Below are 18,547 nucleotides of genomic sequence, written 5' to 3'. Positions count from 1 at the left end.
TTCTCCAATAACGGGAGAATCGCTGCTCTTTTGAGTCTTAAGCTTTTGAGAGATAGAGGGCCTGTCTCCGACAGTAGAATATCTTCTTTTGGGACAGCCCCATTCCTTACTCCGAACGTGTGAGCGGGAGTCTTAGGCCCGTAACCGCCAGCGTCACATTTTCCGGCAAAATATAAGCTTTTCTCAGATCCACATCATGCGACATATGTGTGTACACGGCGCGTGCCGGCTGAACTGTCCGCAGCAGATCTGCTGCTTCCGTCATATCGTAAACAGAGCGGGTCGACAGCTCCGCCGCCTCATAATAAAAGCTTGTACCCAGTACCAGCAGATCCAGGCCATGCATCCGCTCCGTTTCCTGCGGTGTAAGGGAGATGGAATCCGGACAATATACCCACTTATACCCCTCCTTCTCCAAGCGGAAGGCGTAGGAGTATCCGTTTTTGCCGTGATTCACTTTCCATGTGTCGATCTGCCAGCCATCCAGCTCGATCCCGTCATCGCACGGTATCATCTCGATATTGCGGTCCAGCCATGGATATTGCCGCAGAATCACCGGAATCACCTCCGCAGGCGCGTACAGCTCCCCTTTATATCCCATCCAGCGGCAGGCATCTGCCCATTCGGGCAATCCGCCAATATGGTCAAAATGGGCATGGGTCACCAGCAGCCTGCGCATGGTACGTTGCCCAAGCGATTCCATCTGCCGCCGCCAGTCCGGACCACAGTCAATCGCCAAAAAATCACTGCCGTTATCTATAAGCACGGAGGAGCGAAGCCGCACATTCAGCCCGCCCGCTCTAGCCTCCATGCAGGTCTCACAGCTGCAATATACCCGGGGAACGCCCATTGCGTCGCCTGTCCCCAAAAACACCAAGTTATCCATCTCTAATCTCTCCTTCAGTTCCCGGTGCGGAAGTTTAAGTAACCCCCATTATAGTACATCTCCCTCTTCATCTCATTATTATTAAAGCTCTCCATGCAACAAGCATATTTAGCACAGCGGTGAAAGGGGGTAGCTGTTAATGTAAAATGTGGATTTCAAGAACGCATACAGGAGGTTATTTTCATGGAAGACTGTTTGATCTGCAGACGGATTGACATGATTAAAGAAGACACCAATCCCTACTTCGTAGCTGAGCTCGAAACCGGCTATGTGGTCATTGGCGACCATCAGTATTTTGAAGGCTACACTCTTTTTCTCTGCAAGGAACATAAACGGGAGCTTCACGAACTGGACGACGGCTTCAAGCAGAAGTTTCTTATGGAAATGAGTAAAGTCGCTGAGGCGGTCAACATAGCTTTTGAACCGGATAAGCTGAACTATGAACTGCTTGGCAACGGTGATTCACATATACACTGGCATATCTTCCCTAGAAGATTAACAGAACCGAATCCTACTCATCCAGTTTGGTGGACACCTAGAGAGACGATGTATTCTGAAAGTGTCAGACCAAGTCATGAGGCATTGGAAGAATTGAAGCATAAACTGCGGGGAGCGTTGGAGAAATTGTAGGCTAACAAGTATAGGCTTTAAGATTACATATAAAAACAGAGCAAAGACCGCCCTCTGCGATGAGGTACGGTCTTATTTGCTGCAGCTTAGGCAGCGCAATCCTATCCATATGGGTTATATTCCGGCCAGTACCTGATACCAGACTCCACGTTTGGCGTAGAGTGTGCTGCGCACTTCATCCCAGCCGCCAAGATACTGAATATCAAAAAGCCCAGCCGGGACAGGATAATGGTCTGCATTCTCCGCATACACCTGCTCATTCACCGGACGAAAGCCGTATTCGGCGAAAACCTCCTGGGCCTCCCGGGTTGTCAGGAACTCCACCAGCGCCTCCGCTGCCTCGCGGGTTCCATGCTCATCCGCGTATTTGTCCACGACCGCCGCAGGATTCTCAATCAGGATCGTATTCTGTGGAATAATAACCTCATAATTTACACCCTGGGCAATCCGCGCCAGCAGCTCATTCTCATAGGTGACAATAACATCGCCCACGCCGTATTCAAAGGCAGCCATCGAAGCCCGCCCGCTTTTGTCCAGAGATTCTACATTCGCGTGTATGCTCTCCAAAAAAGCTTTGGCGGCAACAGGGTCTTTTACCCCTCCTTGCGCCTCAGACAGCTTGAGACCCGCCCCATAGATGGCGTTGATGTCCCACTGTGCTCCGCCGGAGGTCTTTGGATTGGGATACAGCACCTTAACGCCGGGCTTCGCCAAATCAGCAAAGCCGTGAATTCCCTTCGGGTTGCCTTCGCGTGTCCCTAGAGCGACAACCGAGCGGGTCACCATCCCGGCTTCTCCCCGCTCCTTCCAAGTCTTCTCTACCAGCCCTGCCTTCACCAGCTTGTCGACATCGCCTTCCATTGCCAGCAGCGTTACATCGGCTTCGAACCCGCCGGCAATTGCCCGGGCCTGGGTCCCCGAAGCCTCATAGGATTCCTGAAAGGCGATAGTCTGGCCAGTCTCCGCCTTCCACTTCGCTGCGAACAACGGCAGAATATCGCCCATCGCGTCTTTAGCCACACTATAGGCACCGACCACAAGCGTCAGGTCTCCTTGCTGGGGAGTTTCCTCCGCTGCGGTGTCCTGTTCCTTCGCGCAGCCGGCAAGGGCCAGCGCGAGCAATACCAGCATTAAGGCAGCTAGCCATCCGTGCAGTTGTCTGCTCCTTTTGAAAAGCCTCATACCGGCTCCACATCCTTCGGGGTGTTGGGTTTGAAAAATCCGTGTTGACGCTTGGCTCGGGAGAATTCGCCTATCGTGCAACAAACAGCGGATATAAGCTGTACTTCAAGCACTGCTCAAAGGCTCGCTCACAACTGCGGTGAATATTTGGACTTCCGGTCGCTGTTATGTTTGGATTTCCTGATTTGAACCGCTGCTAGCGGTAGAAATCCAAACATAAAGGCGAACGCTGTCGCTCCTACAGTTCCAAAATTCCCCTCCGTTGCTTCTCAGCCCTATCCGCTTTGTATAGTACCTCTTCTAAAGTCCGCTATCGCTTGCTCCAGCTTCAACTCGCCTCTTGCCGCTTTGACAACAGATTGTTAAACCCTGTTTGTATTTATTAAAAACTGCACCGTCCTGCTGCGGACGGTTAACGATATGAAATCTAGTGAGTGATTAAATGAATACAGGCATTGGGTCTTCCTTCAGCCCGTTCTCCTGAATCCAGCTCCGCTCATCATTAAACAAATAGGCGCGGTGGACAAGCACAGCGATCTCCTGGCCCGGCTGCAAGGTTTCCTTCTCCAGTGAACGGTAGGTCACCAGCTTGTGGCCGTTCACTTCCACCTCTACCAGCCATTCGCTGCCGCGGAAATGCAGATGCTTCACAACACCCTGCTCCGTGGCCGAAGCCATTTTAAATTCATTCAGATGGCCCACTTCGATATACTCGGGGCGGATCAAGGCTTTGGTCGGCTTGCCGCCGCCTGCATTCTTAAAGCCCTTCAGCTCGGAGGCGCTTTCGATCAGTGTAGACTCGCCGATAAAGGTCGCCACGAACGGCGTCTTCGGCTCCTTGTAAATATCCCAAGGCGTGCCTTTCTGCTCCAGCCGGCCCTGGTTGATGATCATGATCTCATCGGCCACTTCTATCGCTTCGTCCTGGTCATGTGTAACGAAGATGGAGGTGATCCCGACACGCTCAATCAGCTCGCGCAGCCAGGAACGCAGCTCCTGACGGATCTTTGCATCAATCGCCGCGAACGGCTCATCCAGCAGCAGCAGCTGCGGCTCAGGCGCAAGCGCCCGGGCAAAAGCCACCCGCTGGCGCTGGCCGCCGGAGAGCTGATGTGGATACCGTTTCTCGAACCCCTTCAGTCCTGTGAGCTCCACCAGTTCCATAACACGGTTCTGGATCGTATTTTTGTTAACTTTTTTCACCTTAAGACCAAAAGCAATATTCTCATAAACGGTCATGTGCTTGAACAGTGCATAGTTCTGGAAAACAAAGCCGATTTCCCGCTCCTGCGGCGGAAGATTGTTCACCGCCCGGCCGTGAAAAATGATTTCACCGCTGTCTGGCGTCTCCAGTCCTGCCAGCATGCGCAGAATCGAGGTTTTGCCGCCTCCGCTGGGCCCGAGCAGCCCGATCAGATGACCCTTGGTAATCCCGAAATCAACGTCCTTGACGGCATGAAAATCTCCAAAATGTTTATTCAGACCCCGAACCTCGACATGCATACCTAATGCACTCCCTTTCTTCTCTTGCTCCATTCCATCAGCAGCAGCAGACCCGCGGAAAATGCGGCCAGCACCAGCGCTATCCCGCCCGCAGCCGTTACATTGAAATTCTCGACATCCTGGTAGACCAGGGTGGTCGCGGTCTGGGTCTTGTTCATGATGTTACCGGAAACGACAAGCACCGCACCAAATTCACCAAGCGAGCGCGCAACCGTTAGAATTACACCATAAATTACCGCCCAGCGGATCGACGGCCAGGTCACCTTCCAAAATGTTGTCCAGCCATAGGCTCCAAGCGTTGAAGCCGCCTCTTCCTGCTGTGAACCGATCTCCTGGAGCACCGGCATCACTTCACGCACCATTAAAGGGAAGGTTACAAAGAGCGTAGCAATGACCATCCCGGGAAAAGCGTACACAATCTTCAGTCCGATTTGTTCAAAGATTGACCCCAAAGCGCTGTCCGGGCCCAGCAGCAGCACAATCATCAGCCCGCCGATAACCGGAGATACCGCATAGGGCAAATCTACAATGCTGTTAAGCAGCCCTTTTACCCGTTTCCCCAGCCAGTTTGCCCGCACCAGATAAAGAGCCATCATAATGCCAAACAGCGTGTTCAGCAGCGTAACGACAACTACGACAAACCCGGTCATCATCAGCGCATGCAGCGCCTCCGGTCTGCTCAGGGCGGCCCAGAAGCCGCCGAAGCCTTCACTGAAAGCCCCCATTGCCATCTTGCCCAGCGGTGCAGCAATCAGCAGGAAAAATACTAGATAAGTTAGTCCAATCCATAATTTCCTCATGACCGTCTCCCCCGCATCTGCAGCAGATTGATCATCCAGAGAATAAGAAAGGACAACGTCAGCAGAATGATGGAAACCGCAGCGGCCCCCACCGGATTATCACTCTCCACTTCCCCGAAAATAAAAACGGAAGAGACGAGTGTACGGCCCGGAATATTGCCTGCTACCAATACAACCGCTCCGAACTCCGCAAGCGCACGTGAGAAGGCCAGCATCCCGCCGCTGATCATCCCCGGTGCCATAGAGGGCAGAATCACCTGCCTGAATACGCGGCTGCTCTTGGCTCCCATCGTATAAGCTGCTTCTTCCTCGGAAGGGTCAAGCTCCTCCAGCAGCGGCTGAACCGCACGGATTACGAAGGGAAATGTTACAAAAACCATTGCGATTACAATCGCCGGCTGATGAAACACAATTTCAAAGCCCAGCGCCTCCGCGAGCCCGCCAATCAGGCTGCCTGGACCCAGCAGCAGGAGAATCATCAGTCCACCTACTGCTGTTGGCAGGGCAAAAGGCAGATCAACAAGACTGTTCAGCAATGACTTGCCGGGGAATTGATAACGTATAAGGACCCAGGCAATCATCGTGCCGAGTACAACATTAATAACTGTGGCAATAACGGCCAGTTTTAAGGTCAAGAAGACTGACTTCCAGGCAATTGGGTCGCTTATGGCTTCAGCAAAACTGCCGAACCCTAGCGAAAATGAATTGTAATAGACGCCCAGTATAGGCAAAACGATAAGAATTACGAAATACAACAGTATAGTTGAGCGAAATCCCCAAGTCCAACCCTTGTGTCTAAGCAGCGAATTCAAGTTATAAGTCCCCCCACCTCCGGCTTACCGGTCGGTTTACTTGCCTTTATACCCATAATTATTCCTATTAATATACTTGGTTTAATATTATCACTACTTTACCAAATGCCTCTGGTATCGTCAATTACTTTCACAGACTTTTGGGGTAAAATATATTATCATTCCAACTTCTGCAGCACCGAAAGGGGATACTTACTAATGCTTCATACCATGGAGATCACGACCAGCAAGCGGGACGAATTGCGGGATATTACCCGCGAAGTTATTTCCTATGTTAAAAAGAGCGGTGTACAGAACGGGATTATCGTCGTGTATTGTCCGCATACCACCGCAGGAATTGCGATCAACGAAAATGCCGATCCCGACGTGAAGCATGATGTGCTGATGAGACTTGACGAAGTTTTTCCCTGGGAGCATCCCAACTACCGTCATGCGGAAGGAAATACCGCCGCTCATCTGAAATCGATTACGGCCGGTCCCTCACAGAGCATTATTATCCACGAAGGCGCGCTACTGCTTGGACGCTGGCAGGGCATCTACTTCTGCGAGTTCGACGGACCGAGACGGCGGCAGTGTTATCTGAAAATTGTCGAGGGGTAGGCAGCCCGAAAGTTATAGCTCTTATTGTATAGAAAAAGCGGATCCGCCAGTTTCGGGGATCCGCCTTCTATACAATGTATAGCCTCTATAACACTTTCGCCATGCAAAGTTATACCAATGCAACGTTCTAAAGTGTGAAGGGCTAGAAAAACGGTATTTTTACAAACTGCGGCTTAGTACTTTGACATGTGTCAATGCGGCCTCTTTGACATCATCGAAAGAAACTTTGTCCTGAATGTAATAAGAAATGAATCCGTGAGCGGATAAAAACAAGGTTAATGGTACGCTCTGCCAATCCTCCGAAACATAACCCTCTTCCTTCATATGGCTGCGTACAATACTTGAGAATAACTCAAAACATCGTCCCTGTTCCGCTCGACAATAAGCAAGCAGCTCTTCATCCCGGATCATGAACATAATCTCATATTGGTAAGGATGATCCAGTCCGAAGCGGATAAACTCCATAATAAGCTGTTCCACCCGGGTCATTCCCGGTTCAGGCGGTTTGTTCATTGCTTCATTAAGCAGTATTGCCACATGATTGAAATCCTCTACTACAATGGCGTAGAACAACTCCGCCTTTTCCTTGAAATGATAATAAAGAGAGCCGTGGCTATACCCCAAATGCTGACCGATGCTGCGCATGGAAATCGCCCGGTATCCTTTGGTGATAAACAGATGCCTTGCCGCCTCCAATATTCTTTCCCTCGACAACTCTCTCTCCACTGCTCTTCTTGCCATATCTTATTCCCCTTCGCTGTAGTAAAGCCGCCGCCCTTCAGTTACCAGGGATTGCCCCTCGGTAAGATCTGTTATCCATGCCTTAAATGCGTCGCCTTCATCATTTCGCGGGAGACACAGCAGCTTGACTTTATCTGTGAACGAAGTTTCTCCGGTCTTAATGCCTTTATTTCTCAGCTCATTTTCGACCTTGCCCAGCCAGGTGTACTCGATTTCCACGAATACTTCCCGCCTCAGCACACGGGTGATCACTTCTCCAGCTTCGAGTGCCAGCACTGCCCCATCCGTATACGCCCGGATAAGTCCTCCTGCTCCCAGCATGATGCCTCCAAAATAACGGGTAACAACAATTGCGACATTTTTAACACCTTGGTTGCGGATTACCTCCAAAATCGGTTTACCGGCCGTTCCACTCGGTTCCCCGTCATCCGATTGCCTCTGAATCTCGTCCCTCTCACCAATCGTATAAGCAGAGCAGTTATGTGTAGCATTCCAATGCTGCTTCTTGATGTTCTCGATAAATTGCACCGCTTCTTCTTCATTCTCCACCGGCATTACATGGCCGATGAAGCGTGATTTACGGATTACGACTTCCCGGAAACCGGGAGAACGCACCGTCCGATATTGTTCCAGCATCCTTATTCCAGTCCTTACCTACGTATGATAACTTAATATAGTTTAGGAGCAGCCCCGGTATGGATTACCTATGGACTGCTCCCTGATGATTACTTAGTATGAATGTTCTGTGTTAGGCAGTGGTACTACTCAGTAAGTCTGGCTTCGAGCTCAGCCTTTTCTTTCTCGTAACCCGGTTTACCCAGCAGCGCGAACATATTTTTCTTGTATGCTTCTACGCCCGGTTGATCGAACGGGTTAACACCCAGCAGATATCCGCTGATACCGCAGGCTTTTTCAAAGAAATACACCAGATAACCGAAAGTATATGGCGTTTGATCAGGGATGGTAACGATCAGGTTCGGCACTTGTCCGTCCGTGTGCGCCAGCATGGTTCCCTGGAAAGCCTTCTTGTTAACGAAATCCATTGTCTTGCCGGTCAGGAAGTTCAGACCGTCCAGATCATCCGGATCGTTCTCGATCGTTACATGATGCTCCACCTTCTCCACTTGGATAACTGTTTCAAAGATGTTGCGGTTACCCTCCTGAATGAATTGGCCCATCGAGTGCAAATCTGTGGAGAAGTCTACAGAAGAAGGATAGATTCCTTTGAAATCCTTGCCTTCGCTTTCGCCGTAAAGCTGTTTCCACCACTCCGATACAAAATGCAGGGACGGCTCGTAGTTTACGAGAATTTCCGTTGTTTTGCCTTTGCGGTATAGAGCGTTACGTACTGCAGCATATTGATAGCTCTGGTTAGTAGCCACGTCAGGGTTGTTGAACTCATCTGCTGCGGCTGCGGCCCCTTGCATCATTTCTTCGATGTTGATTCCTGCTACGGCGATTGGCAGCAAGCCTACCGGCGTCAGCACGGAATAACGGCCGCCTACATCATCAGGAATAATAAACGACTCATAGCCTTCTTCATTCGCCAGCTTCTTGAGCGCGCCTTTCTCCTTATCAGTAGTAGCGTAGATGCGTTTGCGTGCTTCTTCCTTGCCGTATTTCTTCTCCAGCGCTGCGCGGAAAATGCGGAAGGCAATAGCCGGTTCAGTGGTTGTTCCGGATTTGGAAATGACATTCACGGAGAAGTCTTTGCCTTCTACAAGATCAAGCAGGTGCGTGATGTATGTAGAGCTGATATTGTTACCGGCAAAATAAACTTCCGGCGTCTTGCGTTGGTCCTTCGAAAGGTTATTGTAGAAGGAATGCGAAAGTGCTTCAATGGCAGCACGTGCGCCCAGATACGAACCGCCGATACCGATAACGATGAGTACATCGGAATCATTTTGAATTTTCTTGGCAGCTTGTTGAATACGTGCGAACTCTTCCTTGTCATAGGCTGTAGGCAGATCAATCCAGCCAAGGTAGTCGGAACCTGCGCCACTCTTGTTGTGAAGCTGTTCATGAGCCAATTTCACGGGAGCAGCAAAATAATCGATCTCTTGCTGGCTGAAGAAGGAAAGAGCTTTGGTGTAGTCAAAATTAATCTTCTTGGACATCGGTAATGGTAACCTCCTGTTTATCTCTTTAGATTTGACACCGTTTGTTACAACTTTATAATTAGGATACTTTAAATCGCCTTGACTGGCAAGGTCTTAAGGCACATCCCCGGCTTTAGAACCATGTTTTTGGAAGTTTCATGGAAGCGTTTGCCGTGTAATCATGGTAGCCTCTCCTGTGGAACAAGCCCGGGTGCCGTGATAGAATGTAGAAAAACATGGCTAAAGAATCTGAGCCGGGAACTACAGGTTCAATTTCTATAGTAATCTCAAAGAGCGAAGGTGGAAATGGAATGAAACAGATCGGCTTTATTGGACTCGGTACAATGGGAGCCCCCATGGCTTCCAACCTTCTGCGCGGCGGTTTTCAGGTTACGGTATATAACCGTACAGCCGCTAAATGCGAGCCTCTCGTTGCAGAAGGCGCGTTGAGTGCATCTACACCACAGGACGCGGCAGAGGGTAAGGATGTTATTATGACCATGATCAGCAATGATGATTCGATCCGGGAAGTATTCTACGGTCAGGGCGGCATCCTGGAGGTTCTTAAACCGGGAGCCGTTATCATCGATTCCAGTACGATCTCACCCGGACTGGTGCGGGAAATTGCAGCCGCGGTGGAAGAACGCGGCGGGAAATTCCTCGATGCGCCTGTCACCGGCAGCAAACCAGCGGCTGTCGAAGGCACGCTGGTATTTATGGTTGGCGGCAGCGCAGAGGTGATTGAAGAACACCGCGATATTTTCGACTCTATGGGCAGACTGCTGCTGCACATGGGTGACAACGGCAGCGGAGCCGTTGCCAAGCTTGCCCATAATGCCATGGTCGGGATTCATAATGTCGCCCTCGCTGAAGGCTTCTCTATAGCCGTGAAGTCAGGCGTTCCTGCGGACAAATTCCTTGAGCTCGTCCAGAACGGTTCAGCCGGCAGCAAGCAGGCAGAGCTCAAAGGCCGCAAAATTATCGAAAATGACTTCAGCAACCAATTCTCACTCGCACTAATGCTGAAGGACCTGAAGCTCGCCTCCTCGCTCAGCGATTCCACAGGTGTGCCTTCACCAATGCTTGGCCTTGCCAAAAGTATGTTCCAAGCCGGATATACCCAAGGGTACGGTGATGAAGATCTCTCTGCTGTCGTCAAATGTTATGAAGAGTGGATCGGCCAGAAGATTGGCGCTGGCGCTAGCCAGGAGTAAAAATTTAATTTAGCTGAATTTTCAGACGCAGCCGGAAGTACCGGCTGCGTCTATTTTTGCTGTATAACCGGGGTTGTCGCACCGCTCTCTGTGAAGCCGTTATTAACCTATTGTAAGGAGCATCCATGCAGGATTCTGCCTGTCCATTGACGAATATTGATTGTGAAATTAAGTACATATCATTTCAAGGAGGAACCCCATGCTGAACATTCATCCCGCTGACCCTTCGGATGCTCCGGTATTGGCTGAAATACAGAAAAGAACATTCGACGAAGATGCACTTAAGTATCGGAATAAAGCGGAAGACGGACCGCCAGGTTACGATTCCGTTGCTTGGCAGGCAGAAATGATGAAGAAAGGCCATTATTATAAGCTTCTTGCTGACGGCGTTATTATCGGCGGAATGATCGTGTTCCCTGCTTCAGGGGAAGACGAATTCCTTCTCCTCCGGATCTTTATTGACCCCCTCCAGCAGAATCGCGGATTCGGACAGGAAGCATTTCATTACCTCTTTGCCAGCTACCCAAGCGCGAGGAGATGGACACTTGACACCCCTTCCTGGGCCGTCAGAAATCATCACTTCTATAAGAAAATGGGATTCGTCCAGACCGGAGTAATCGGGGACCCTGACAGTCAAGACGCATTTTTTGAGTACGAGCGGATCAGCTCCAATGTAACAGCATAAATCATCCCTTGAACGATCCAATACGGCAAAAAGCGGCATGAGGGTCCCTATCATTTTTCCAGTGAAGACAAAAAAAGAAGCCCCGCCATAAACGCGGGACTTCCAGGTTGAAATACTTATTGTTACAGAATCGGGTAAGAACAGCAATAATCAGTTAAGCCGAATACTTCCAGTGCAAACTTGGAGTTTCCGGGAACGTGGAACGTCTCCGCTCCTTTAATTTCCTTCCACACCTCTGTGCCGGGAAGCAGCACTTTTAGATCACCGGACAAAATTTCCATGGTCTCGGGACCATCCGTGCCGAATTCATACACACCAGGGAGCATAATGCCGAGTGTCACCTTAGTTCCGTCCTCCAAAATGACTGTACGGCTGGTAACTTTTCCATCGTAATAAATATTGGCTGCTTTTTGAATTGTCGCGTTGGTGAACTGACTCATGTGCTCATTCTCCCCCTTGTCCTTAATGCGTATATTATAGCAGGGCTTTTACGCGGCTGACTACATTTTCCACAGTGAAGCCATATTCTTTAATTACAGTATCGCCAGGTGCAGAAGCTCCGAAGGTTGTGATGCCCAGAATATCGCCTTGGTCACCTGTGTAACGTTCCCAGCCGAAGGTTTGCGCCATTTCGATCGCCAGACGAGCTTTTACTTCAGGCAGAATGACGGAATCACGGTAGGCTTTATCCTGTTTCTCGAACAGGTCCCAGCTCGGCAAGCTGATAACACGTACATCAATACCTTCTTCAGCAAGCGCTGCTTGTGCTTTTACAGCCAGCTGCACTTCAGAACCGGTAGCAATGATTTGTGCTTGCGGTGTGCCATTCTTGGAGTCGGAGACAACATATCCGCCGCGTTTGATATTATCGCGCACTCCTTCAACTGTACCAGGCAGGATTGGCAGGTTCTGGCGGGTAAGCACCAGCGCTACCGGATTCGAGGTGTTCTCCACTGCGTAGGCCCAAGCCGCGGAAGTTTCGTTGGCATCCGCCGGACGAATCACAGTAAGACCTGGAATAATGCGCAGGGAAGCCAGTTGTTCAATCGGCTCATGGGTAGGGCCGTCTTCGCCGACAGCGATACTGTCATGTGTCAGCACATAGGTTACCGGCAGCTTCATGATCGAAGCCAGACGAACCGCAGGACGCAGGTAATCGGTGAATACGAAGAAGGTACCGCCGAATACTTTGAGACCGCTGTGCAGGGCAATTCCGTTCATCGCTGCAGCCATACCGAACTCGCGTACGCCGAAGTAGATGTTGCGGCCGTCATAGGAATCGGAAGTAAACTGTGTCAGACCATTCAAATGTGTCATTGTCGAGCTCTCAAGGTCAGCGGAACCGCCCACCAATTGAGGAACACCGGCAGCAAGGGCGTTCAGTGCATTCCCGGAAGCTACGCGGGTGGATACCGCTTTGTCTTCTGCTTTGAAGAATGGAAGCTTGGCATCCCAGCCTTCAGGCAGCTCGCCGCTGATTGCAGTTTCGAACTGTGCTGCAAGCTCAGGGTAAGCCTTTTTGTAGGCAGCAAATTTTTCATCCCAAGCTTTGTTAGCCGCGATGCCATTTTCCTTCACTTCAGCAAAACGGGCGCGCACTTCGTCAGGTACATAGAAATCTTCTTCATATACCCATTTGTAGAAGTCTTTTGTAAGTTTCGCTTCGTCTGCACCTAGCGGGGAACCGTGAGTACCGCCATGGCCGCCTTTACCCTGTTTGTTCGGGCTTCCGTAGCCGATAACAGTCTTGACTTCAATCAGTGTCGGTTTACTGCTGTCCGCTTGCGCTTCGGCAAGTGCTTTACCCAGCGCCGGAAGATCGTTGCCGTCTTCTACACGCAGAACCTGCCAGCCATACGCTTCAAAACGTTTAGCTACATTTTCGGAGAACGCAAGATTCAGCTTGCCGTCAAGGGAGATATCATTTGAATCATACATTACAATCAATTTGCCCAGCTTGAGATGTCCTGCAAGCGATGCGGATTCGGAAGAAATCCCTTCCATCAAATCACCGTCGCCACAGATTGCATACGTATAGTGGTCAATTACATTATGTTCATCTTTATTATAAGTAGCGCCAAGCTGAGCTTCAGCCATAGCCATACCTACCGCCATACCGATACCTTGTCCAAGCGGACCCGTAGTAGCGTCAACACCGGCAGTGTGTCCGAATTCCGGATGGCCTGGTGTCAAGCTGCCCCATTGACGGAACTGCTTCAATTCTTCCATTGGCAGATCATATCCGCTGAGGTGCAGCAAGCTGTATAGCAGCATGGAGCCGTGTCCTGCAGACAGTACAAAACGGTCACGGTTTACCCAAGTCGGGTGATCCGGGTTGTGGTTCATTGTTTTCGCGAACAGCTGGTAGCCCATTGGGGCTGAACCCATCGGCATTCCTGGATGTCCGGAATTGGCTTTTTCAATTGCATCGATTGCCAAAGTACGGATGGTTGTGATGGCCAGGTTATCCACCGTTGAATTTTCTTCTTTGTGGATCGCTTGTTCTTTTGCCTGTTCTGTCATTACAATAATCCTCCTCTAAATCAAGAATGTCATTTTGACTATTATTGTATCACTAATGTGGAAGCAATTCCAATTGTTTTTGTAAACTCTAGGTTTCAACAGCTTATATTTTGTATCTCCCAAACATCCTATACCTGATTTCACCTACATCAAATAAAACTTGCATCTTGAAGCATGAACCCCTAGCGGCTCTTCCGTTAAATAAATGCTGTGCTAACTGGCGGGAGCAATTTTATAAGCGTTTAAGGTGAAGTTTAACTTATGTCAACTTAGCCTTTGGTCCAGTTTTGAGTTAAGACTAAAGTTTGTTTTACAAAGCTGGATTATACAGTAAGATGAAGATACTTCAATTAACGGTTTAACCGGATGATATAATACTTCCAGAAGAAAGGAATTTCGAACATGACCGCAAATAGAGATATCTATATTGTGCTTACCGGGACGGGTACCGCCTTCAGCGGATTAATCAAATGGTTCACGAAAGCTGAGCTGAATCATGCTTCGATCGCCTTTGACAGTGAATTGCGCGAGGTATACAGCTTTGGAAGAAAAAAAATGTACAACCCTTTTGTTGCGGGGCTCATTCACGAGAACTTTATCGACCCCTTTTACAGCAGTGCGAATTGCGCAATCTATCAGCTCAGAGTCAGCAATACGGAATACGAGACGATGTACAACCATGTGCAGGGCATGATGCAGCATCAAGAGCGCTATAAATATCATCTCCTGGGCCTGATTGGAGTCCTGCTGAACATAAAAATAGACAGGGAGGACGCTTATTTTTGTTCCCATTTTGTCGCCTCCTTGTTTGAAGAGATTACGTTTCAGCCTGTAGATAAGCCCTCTTGCTTCGTGACGCCTGAAGATTTCGCCTCATCGCTGTGCGCTCATAAAATTTACAGCGGCAAACTGTCCTACTATATGCGCAGAACTCAAAGAACGGCTTACATAACCCAGGGAATGAAAACAGGATCTGCTGTATCAACTGCCTCGCTAGGTTCAAGAATGTTAAGAGCAACAGAAGAACGAGCCGAGGGAATCGTCTAACGATTATCCCTCCGCCCGTCCGGTTTTGCTTTTATTTTATCCGGTGACTCTGAAAATATTCGGTCCATTCCCCCATGATAGTTACTCTCACAGTATCCGTTTTGGTATTAAACTCATTTTTAGCGGTAAAAGTGAACGCAACCAGACAATCCGGCAGCTTTTCAAAAGCGGGATCATACAGTTCGCCAGTCCACAGCGTTCTGTCACTGTTCACCGGATTCAGTTGAACCGTGTAGCCACCCGTCATGGTCACATCAACCGTATCTGGCATACCCGTAGCTTTTGCCTCAAGTACAAAACTCTCCCCCGCCCAAAAGATGTTATAGCCTCGCGGACTCTCCGCATTCCCGCTCTTTTTTAAATTATAAGCTTGCCTATTCTTGTTCCACTCCCCTGTGTGCTGCACTCCGCCCTTCACCGTCAGCAGATTGACCATAAAATATTTACGTGGGGAAACGCTACTCCAGCCGAAGCCATCAAACGCCTCTACCTCCACTGCATACTTCTGATTTTCTGCCAGGCTTCCTGCCGGGATCTCCCACTGCTTCGCACTTGTAGTCTGTTCCCCCGACTGTACAGTCACAGCCCCGGTTGTAAGATTAATGATTCGCACTTTATACCGCTGCTGCAGATCACCATCCTCGTCCTGGTACTCCCACTTCATAATCGGCGTTAGCGTATTGACTACCGTTGGACTCGCCTGACTGCTGCTGGTCGGGTACGTAATGTTAACCGTAGGCAGCCGATTGGCCACAGTGATGGACTGCGACAATTCCCGGTACAGCCCCAGGGAGTCTGTGACTACCTGTCGCAGCGTAAAGGTCCCGTTAGTGGTGAACTGCTTACTGAAATTGCCCTGGGCGCTGGCTAAGCTCTCCGTTCCGCCTGCCGGCTTCAGATAATACTTATGACTAATGCTGTCGCCTTTCACGATATCCGGATCTGTGGCCTTATCCTGTATGTTCACGATATCCGTCCGGTAGATCGGCACTTGAGTTGCATTACGTCCCGTATCCGTCAGTAAAGTGAAACCCGGCTGCGGCGGATTGTCGATGATGAAGGCTTTCTCATTCGAAATTTCCGACCAGGAACCTTTGGAGTATGCTCGGCCGTACAGATAAAAGTATACGAACCGCTCAAAAGTCGGGTTCGGAATCTGATACTGCCGCAGCGTGCCGGCGGGATCATTGTTCTGAATGGTTTTAACTAATGATCCATCCTTGTCATAAAACTCTAATAAATACTTCTCTTGCGCGTCGTTCTCCGGATCACTGTATGTCCACTTCACTAGCGGATCTCCCAGCAGCTGCGCATCAATGACGGAAGGACTCGCTGCCGTGCCCGGTGGAGAAATCAGCGTGATTGATGGCGGTTCGTTTGGTGTAACTTTCACCTTCAACACGGCCACATTAGACTTGTCACCGATCTGATCCACAGTCCAATGTTCCAGGGTGTAGACTCCAAATTCATTAAAGCTCAGCCGGATATCTTTTGTACTGTAATATTGGGCGCTTCCATCGCTGTCAGTAACCCTCCAGTAGTATTTCAGACTGGCTACGTCAGAAGTATCCTGATCTTCGTCTGCCGACTTGTACTGTAGCGTGTCGAACTGGGACGCTGATGCTGGCCCGTTAATTGCTGCGGTCGGGACATGGTTTTTCACGGCATAGGTCCGGGTTGCATTGGAGCTTAGTGAACCGTCTGACGCGGTGAGGCGCATTCCCCATCCTTCAGAGATTGCCTTTTTGGGAGATATCCCGTTCCTCTGGATCAGACTGCTGACCGTCAAGCTCTCGTTACGGGCCGCCCCGATAGTGTACAGGGTGCCTCCGTCCAGTTGTGTTTTCCAGGAGTAAGAAAGCGCGTCGCCATCTTCATCCGGATCTGGAGTCAAGTTCTCCAGCGGAATGACCGTATCCCGGTAAACTTCCGGTGGCATAGTAAAAGCTGCTACCGGCGGGTGATTCATCACTGTCACGTTCTGGCTGTATGACTCTGACCAAAGCCCGCGGTTATCCCGGACCTTCAAGGTCAGCAAATAGCCCCCTACGCCATATCCGGCAATGTTGGGTGGAACCTTGACCGCCCCTGAGTACGACCATACGGTTTGAGATCCATTTTTGACGACGGTCCATTGATAGGTATCCAATGGATCATTATCCGGATCAAAGGATTTGTCGGTAATTGTGGTCGCTTTACGGTAGGAGACCATACTGGGCTCAACCGTAAACATCGCTACTGGCGGTGTATTTCCTGGACTGCCTAGAACTCGCTGGCACCAGTCACTCCATACGCCAAACCCGCTAGTTCCATCTATGTCCCGGACACGAAGCCGGATATCATAGGGATTACTCGTTGGCAGCCGGGCAGGTGGTTGTCCATCCGTCCACACTTCTGCATTAGATGCTTTGTATTGCCACTGCCACTGGGAGAGTCCTTTGTTAACATTGGAGGTATGATCAAGATCATACGAACTGTCGGCCAGCTGCACCGTACCGTTAATCAGCCTTGCAGAAAACAGGGCAACCGGCTTGCGGTGAACATGATAGGACATGGATGACAGGTTATCCCGGCCCCATAGGCGGTACGCATCGAACCGATTGTCATCCTTCGGATTATCTTTGGCTTGAACCGTTGCCGTGTACACTCCACTGTATGGGAATGAGGTATAGATCGTCGATCTCCAAAGGCTGCTGTCTGAAATCATTCCCATGGAGTTGTCAAAAAAATTGGGATTATGATCATATTTATATCTATAGGAATAGGCCTGATCACTTTCGTAGTCACTGTACCTCTCCCTAATCTCTACAGGGCTGTTGATGATCACAAAAGCCTTGTTCTTTAAGCGGGTAACGACATTAAAGCTTGTGGATGATCCTGCCTTTAAATTAAAAGGATCGATCACTTTCACATTCACGGTATAGTTCCCGGTTGGTATGTTTTCTTCTATCACATCTATGGGTACTGAGAATGTTTTGGGAGAGGCCGTGTTGGAAAGAGAGATTTTTTTGTAAAACACATTCGGTACCTCAACCTGTACATCAACAGTGTCATTGTCCGGATCTTGAACATACCCTTCGACATTAAAAACACTTAATCCATTTTCGTTCATGACGGTCTGCCCTGGTTGGGACGTTAGGGTGATATTAGGTCCTTTATTCGTTGTTAGAGGAAATGACCGTTCATCATTTATCGTATAAACGTGATGATTTTGAGTACTTGAAGAGTTTTGCCACTGATCACTTGTCCAATATAGATCAGAAAAAGATTGAAAAAATTGAATACGTGCTGGGATCTTATTATTATTTACCTCTCTGAGAAAAACCGAAAAAGATGTACTGACTTCTTTTGACATTTCTGAGTATTCATCGTCATACGGAGGCGGATATGGAATCCTGGCCCGATAATAAGGTAGCGCAGCGTATGGAGTAGAATCAAAATTCGTCTCATATTGCCCATTACTACCAGATCCGCCCCCAATATCCGCCACAGTTTCAGTAGTTCCATCCTTATAGGTAACTAAAATTGTCCCTCGATAGGCTGTACTATAACCGTGTGACCATCTAGTCTGTTCTGGTAAGTTTGGATAACCCCCTAATGGCTGACGTGTTACCCTCCACGAAGTAGGAGTATATAAGTTACTTAGATTTAAATGCAGCTCTCCGGTAACTCGGTTGTACGTCAAACCTGATAAATTCACTTCTGGCAAATCGATCTGCATTTTACTTGAGTACCAGTCAGGGTCCCCTACGTAGGAAGGGGATCGGGTTGCGTTTAGCTGAGTCGCAGGAATATGAATATCGTTGTACTCTAGTACTTCCCCGG

The 18,547-nt window shown here is 49.4% G+C and carries 16 protein-coding genes; 5 read left to right on the top strand and 11 right to left on the bottom strand.

Annotation, left to right across the window (positions count from 1 at the left end; all coding sequences use genetic code 11):
- Positions 1-106 precede the first annotated feature (106 nt).
- Positions 107-886 (bottom strand): MBL fold metallo-hydrolase, encoded by a 780-nt coding sequence (locus tag ACAN56_RS28425; protein WP_038587137.1) that lies wholly within the window; start codon positions 884-886, stop codon positions 107-109.
- A 183-nt stretch (positions 887-1,069) separates the two neighbouring features.
- On the opposite strand from ACAN56_RS28425, the gene ACAN56_RS28420 reads away from it, so the two are divergent.
- Entirely contained in the window at positions 1,070-1,516 is a 447-nt protein-coding gene (locus tag ACAN56_RS28420; protein ID WP_379147053.1) for an HIT family protein, read from the top strand.
- A 114-nt stretch (positions 1,517-1,630) separates the two neighbouring features.
- On the opposite strand, the gene ACAN56_RS28415 is transcribed toward ACAN56_RS28420, so the two are convergent.
- The 4 genes from ACAN56_RS28415 to cysT form a co-directional block, all read right to left on the bottom strand.
- Positions 1,631-2,698, bottom strand: a complete 1,068-nt coding sequence (locus tag ACAN56_RS28415; RefSeq protein WP_379147052.1) for a sulfate ABC transporter substrate-binding protein — start codon at positions 2,696-2,698, stop codon at positions 1,631-1,633.
- Between the two features lie 438 nt (positions 2,699-3,136).
- Positions 3,137-4,201 carry a sulfate/molybdate ABC transporter ATP-binding protein gene (locus tag ACAN56_RS28410; RefSeq protein WP_038587129.1) on the bottom strand — a complete coding sequence of 355 codons (1,065 nt, stop codon included), beginning with the start codon at positions 4,199-4,201 and terminating at the stop codon, positions 3,137-3,139.
- Positions 4,202-4,203: 2 nt separating this feature from the next.
- Positions 4,204-5,001, bottom strand: coding sequence for a sulfate ABC transporter permease subunit (locus ACAN56_RS28405; protein ID WP_038587126.1), 798 nt, complete (start codon positions 4,999-5,001; stop codon positions 4,204-4,206).
- Complete coding sequence (gene cysT / locus ACAN56_RS28400) at positions 4,998-5,813, bottom strand: sulfate ABC transporter permease subunit CysT (RefSeq protein WP_038587124.1); 816 nt, start codon at positions 5,811-5,813, stop codon at positions 4,998-5,000. Before cysT ends, ACAN56_RS28405 begins: the two co-directional genes overlap by 4 nt.
- Positions 5,814-6,011: 198 nt before the next feature.
- Between cysT and ACAN56_RS28395 the strand changes: the two genes are divergently transcribed.
- Positions 6,012-6,413, top strand: coding sequence for a secondary thiamine-phosphate synthase enzyme YjbQ (locus tag ACAN56_RS28395; RefSeq protein WP_076111178.1), 402 nt, complete (start codon positions 6,012-6,014; stop codon positions 6,411-6,413).
- A gap of 159 nt (positions 6,414-6,572) precedes the next feature.
- Here ACAN56_RS28395 and ACAN56_RS28390 read toward each other — a convergent pair whose 3' ends face one another.
- The 3 genes from ACAN56_RS28390 to ACAN56_RS28380 form a co-directional block, all read right to left on the bottom strand.
- Positions 6,573-7,154 (bottom strand): TetR/AcrR family transcriptional regulator, encoded by a 582-nt coding sequence (locus ACAN56_RS28390; RefSeq protein ID WP_038587118.1) that lies wholly within the window; start codon positions 7,152-7,154, stop codon positions 6,573-6,575.
- Positions 7,155-7,157: 3 nt separating this feature from the next.
- Positions 7,158-7,790 carry a YigZ family protein gene (locus ACAN56_RS28385; RefSeq protein ID WP_038587115.1) on the bottom strand — a complete coding sequence of 211 codons (633 nt, stop codon included), beginning with the start codon at positions 7,788-7,790 and terminating at the stop codon, positions 7,158-7,160.
- Between the two features lie 125 nt (positions 7,791-7,915).
- On the bottom strand, positions 7,916-9,271 hold the full coding sequence (locus ACAN56_RS28380) for a glucose-6-phosphate isomerase (protein WP_038587113.1): 1,356 nt from the start codon (positions 9,269-9,271) through the stop codon (positions 7,916-7,918).
- Positions 9,272-9,564: 293 nt separating this feature from the next.
- Here ACAN56_RS28380 and ACAN56_RS28375 point away from each other — a divergent pair, with 293 nt between their 5' ends.
- Positions 9,565-10,467, top strand: a complete 903-nt coding sequence (locus tag ACAN56_RS28375) for an NAD(P)-dependent oxidoreductase (protein WP_379147048.1) — start codon at positions 9,565-9,567, stop codon at positions 10,465-10,467.
- 199 nt (positions 10,468-10,666) lie between these two features.
- The gene (locus ACAN56_RS28370) at positions 10,667-11,152 is read left to right on the top strand and encodes a GNAT family N-acetyltransferase (RefSeq protein ID WP_379147046.1); all 486 of its coding nucleotides are present in this window, start codon (positions 10,667-10,669) and stop codon (positions 11,150-11,152) included.
- 122 nt (positions 11,153-11,274) lie between these two features.
- On the opposite strand, the gene ppnP is transcribed toward ACAN56_RS28370, so the two are convergent.
- Positions 11,275-11,592: a pyrimidine/purine nucleoside phosphorylase gene (gene ppnP / locus ACAN56_RS28365; RefSeq protein ID WP_038587105.1), complete on the bottom strand. Its 318-nt coding sequence runs from the start codon at positions 11,590-11,592 to the stop codon at positions 11,275-11,277.
- A gap of 34 nt (positions 11,593-11,626) precedes the next feature.
- Positions 11,627-13,675 (bottom strand): transketolase, encoded by a 2,049-nt coding sequence (tkt, locus tag ACAN56_RS28360; protein WP_038587103.1) that lies wholly within the window; start codon positions 13,673-13,675, stop codon positions 11,627-11,629.
- 402 nt (positions 13,676-14,077) lie between these two features.
- Here tkt and ACAN56_RS28355 point away from each other — a divergent pair, with 402 nt between their 5' ends.
- Positions 14,078-14,722 carry a hypothetical protein gene (locus tag ACAN56_RS28355; RefSeq protein ID WP_379147043.1) on the top strand — a complete coding sequence of 215 codons (645 nt, stop codon included), beginning with the start codon at positions 14,078-14,080 and terminating at the stop codon, positions 14,720-14,722.
- A 31-nt stretch (positions 14,723-14,753) separates the two neighbouring features.
- On the opposite strand, the gene ACAN56_RS28350 is transcribed toward ACAN56_RS28355, so the two are convergent.
- Entirely contained in the window at positions 14,754-17,834 is a 3,081-nt protein-coding gene (locus tag ACAN56_RS28350; protein ID WP_379147041.1) for a glycoside hydrolase family 78 protein, read from the bottom strand.
- Between the last annotated feature and the right edge of the window lie 713 nt (positions 17,835-18,547).

The organism is Paenibacillus paludis (assembly GCF_042610515.1).
GTDB lineage: Bacteria > Bacillota > Bacilli > Paenibacillales > Paenibacillaceae > Paenibacillus_AQ.
The sequence above is the reverse complement of the archived record's forward strand: the minus strand, read 5'-3'. Positions and strand labels throughout refer to the sequence as shown.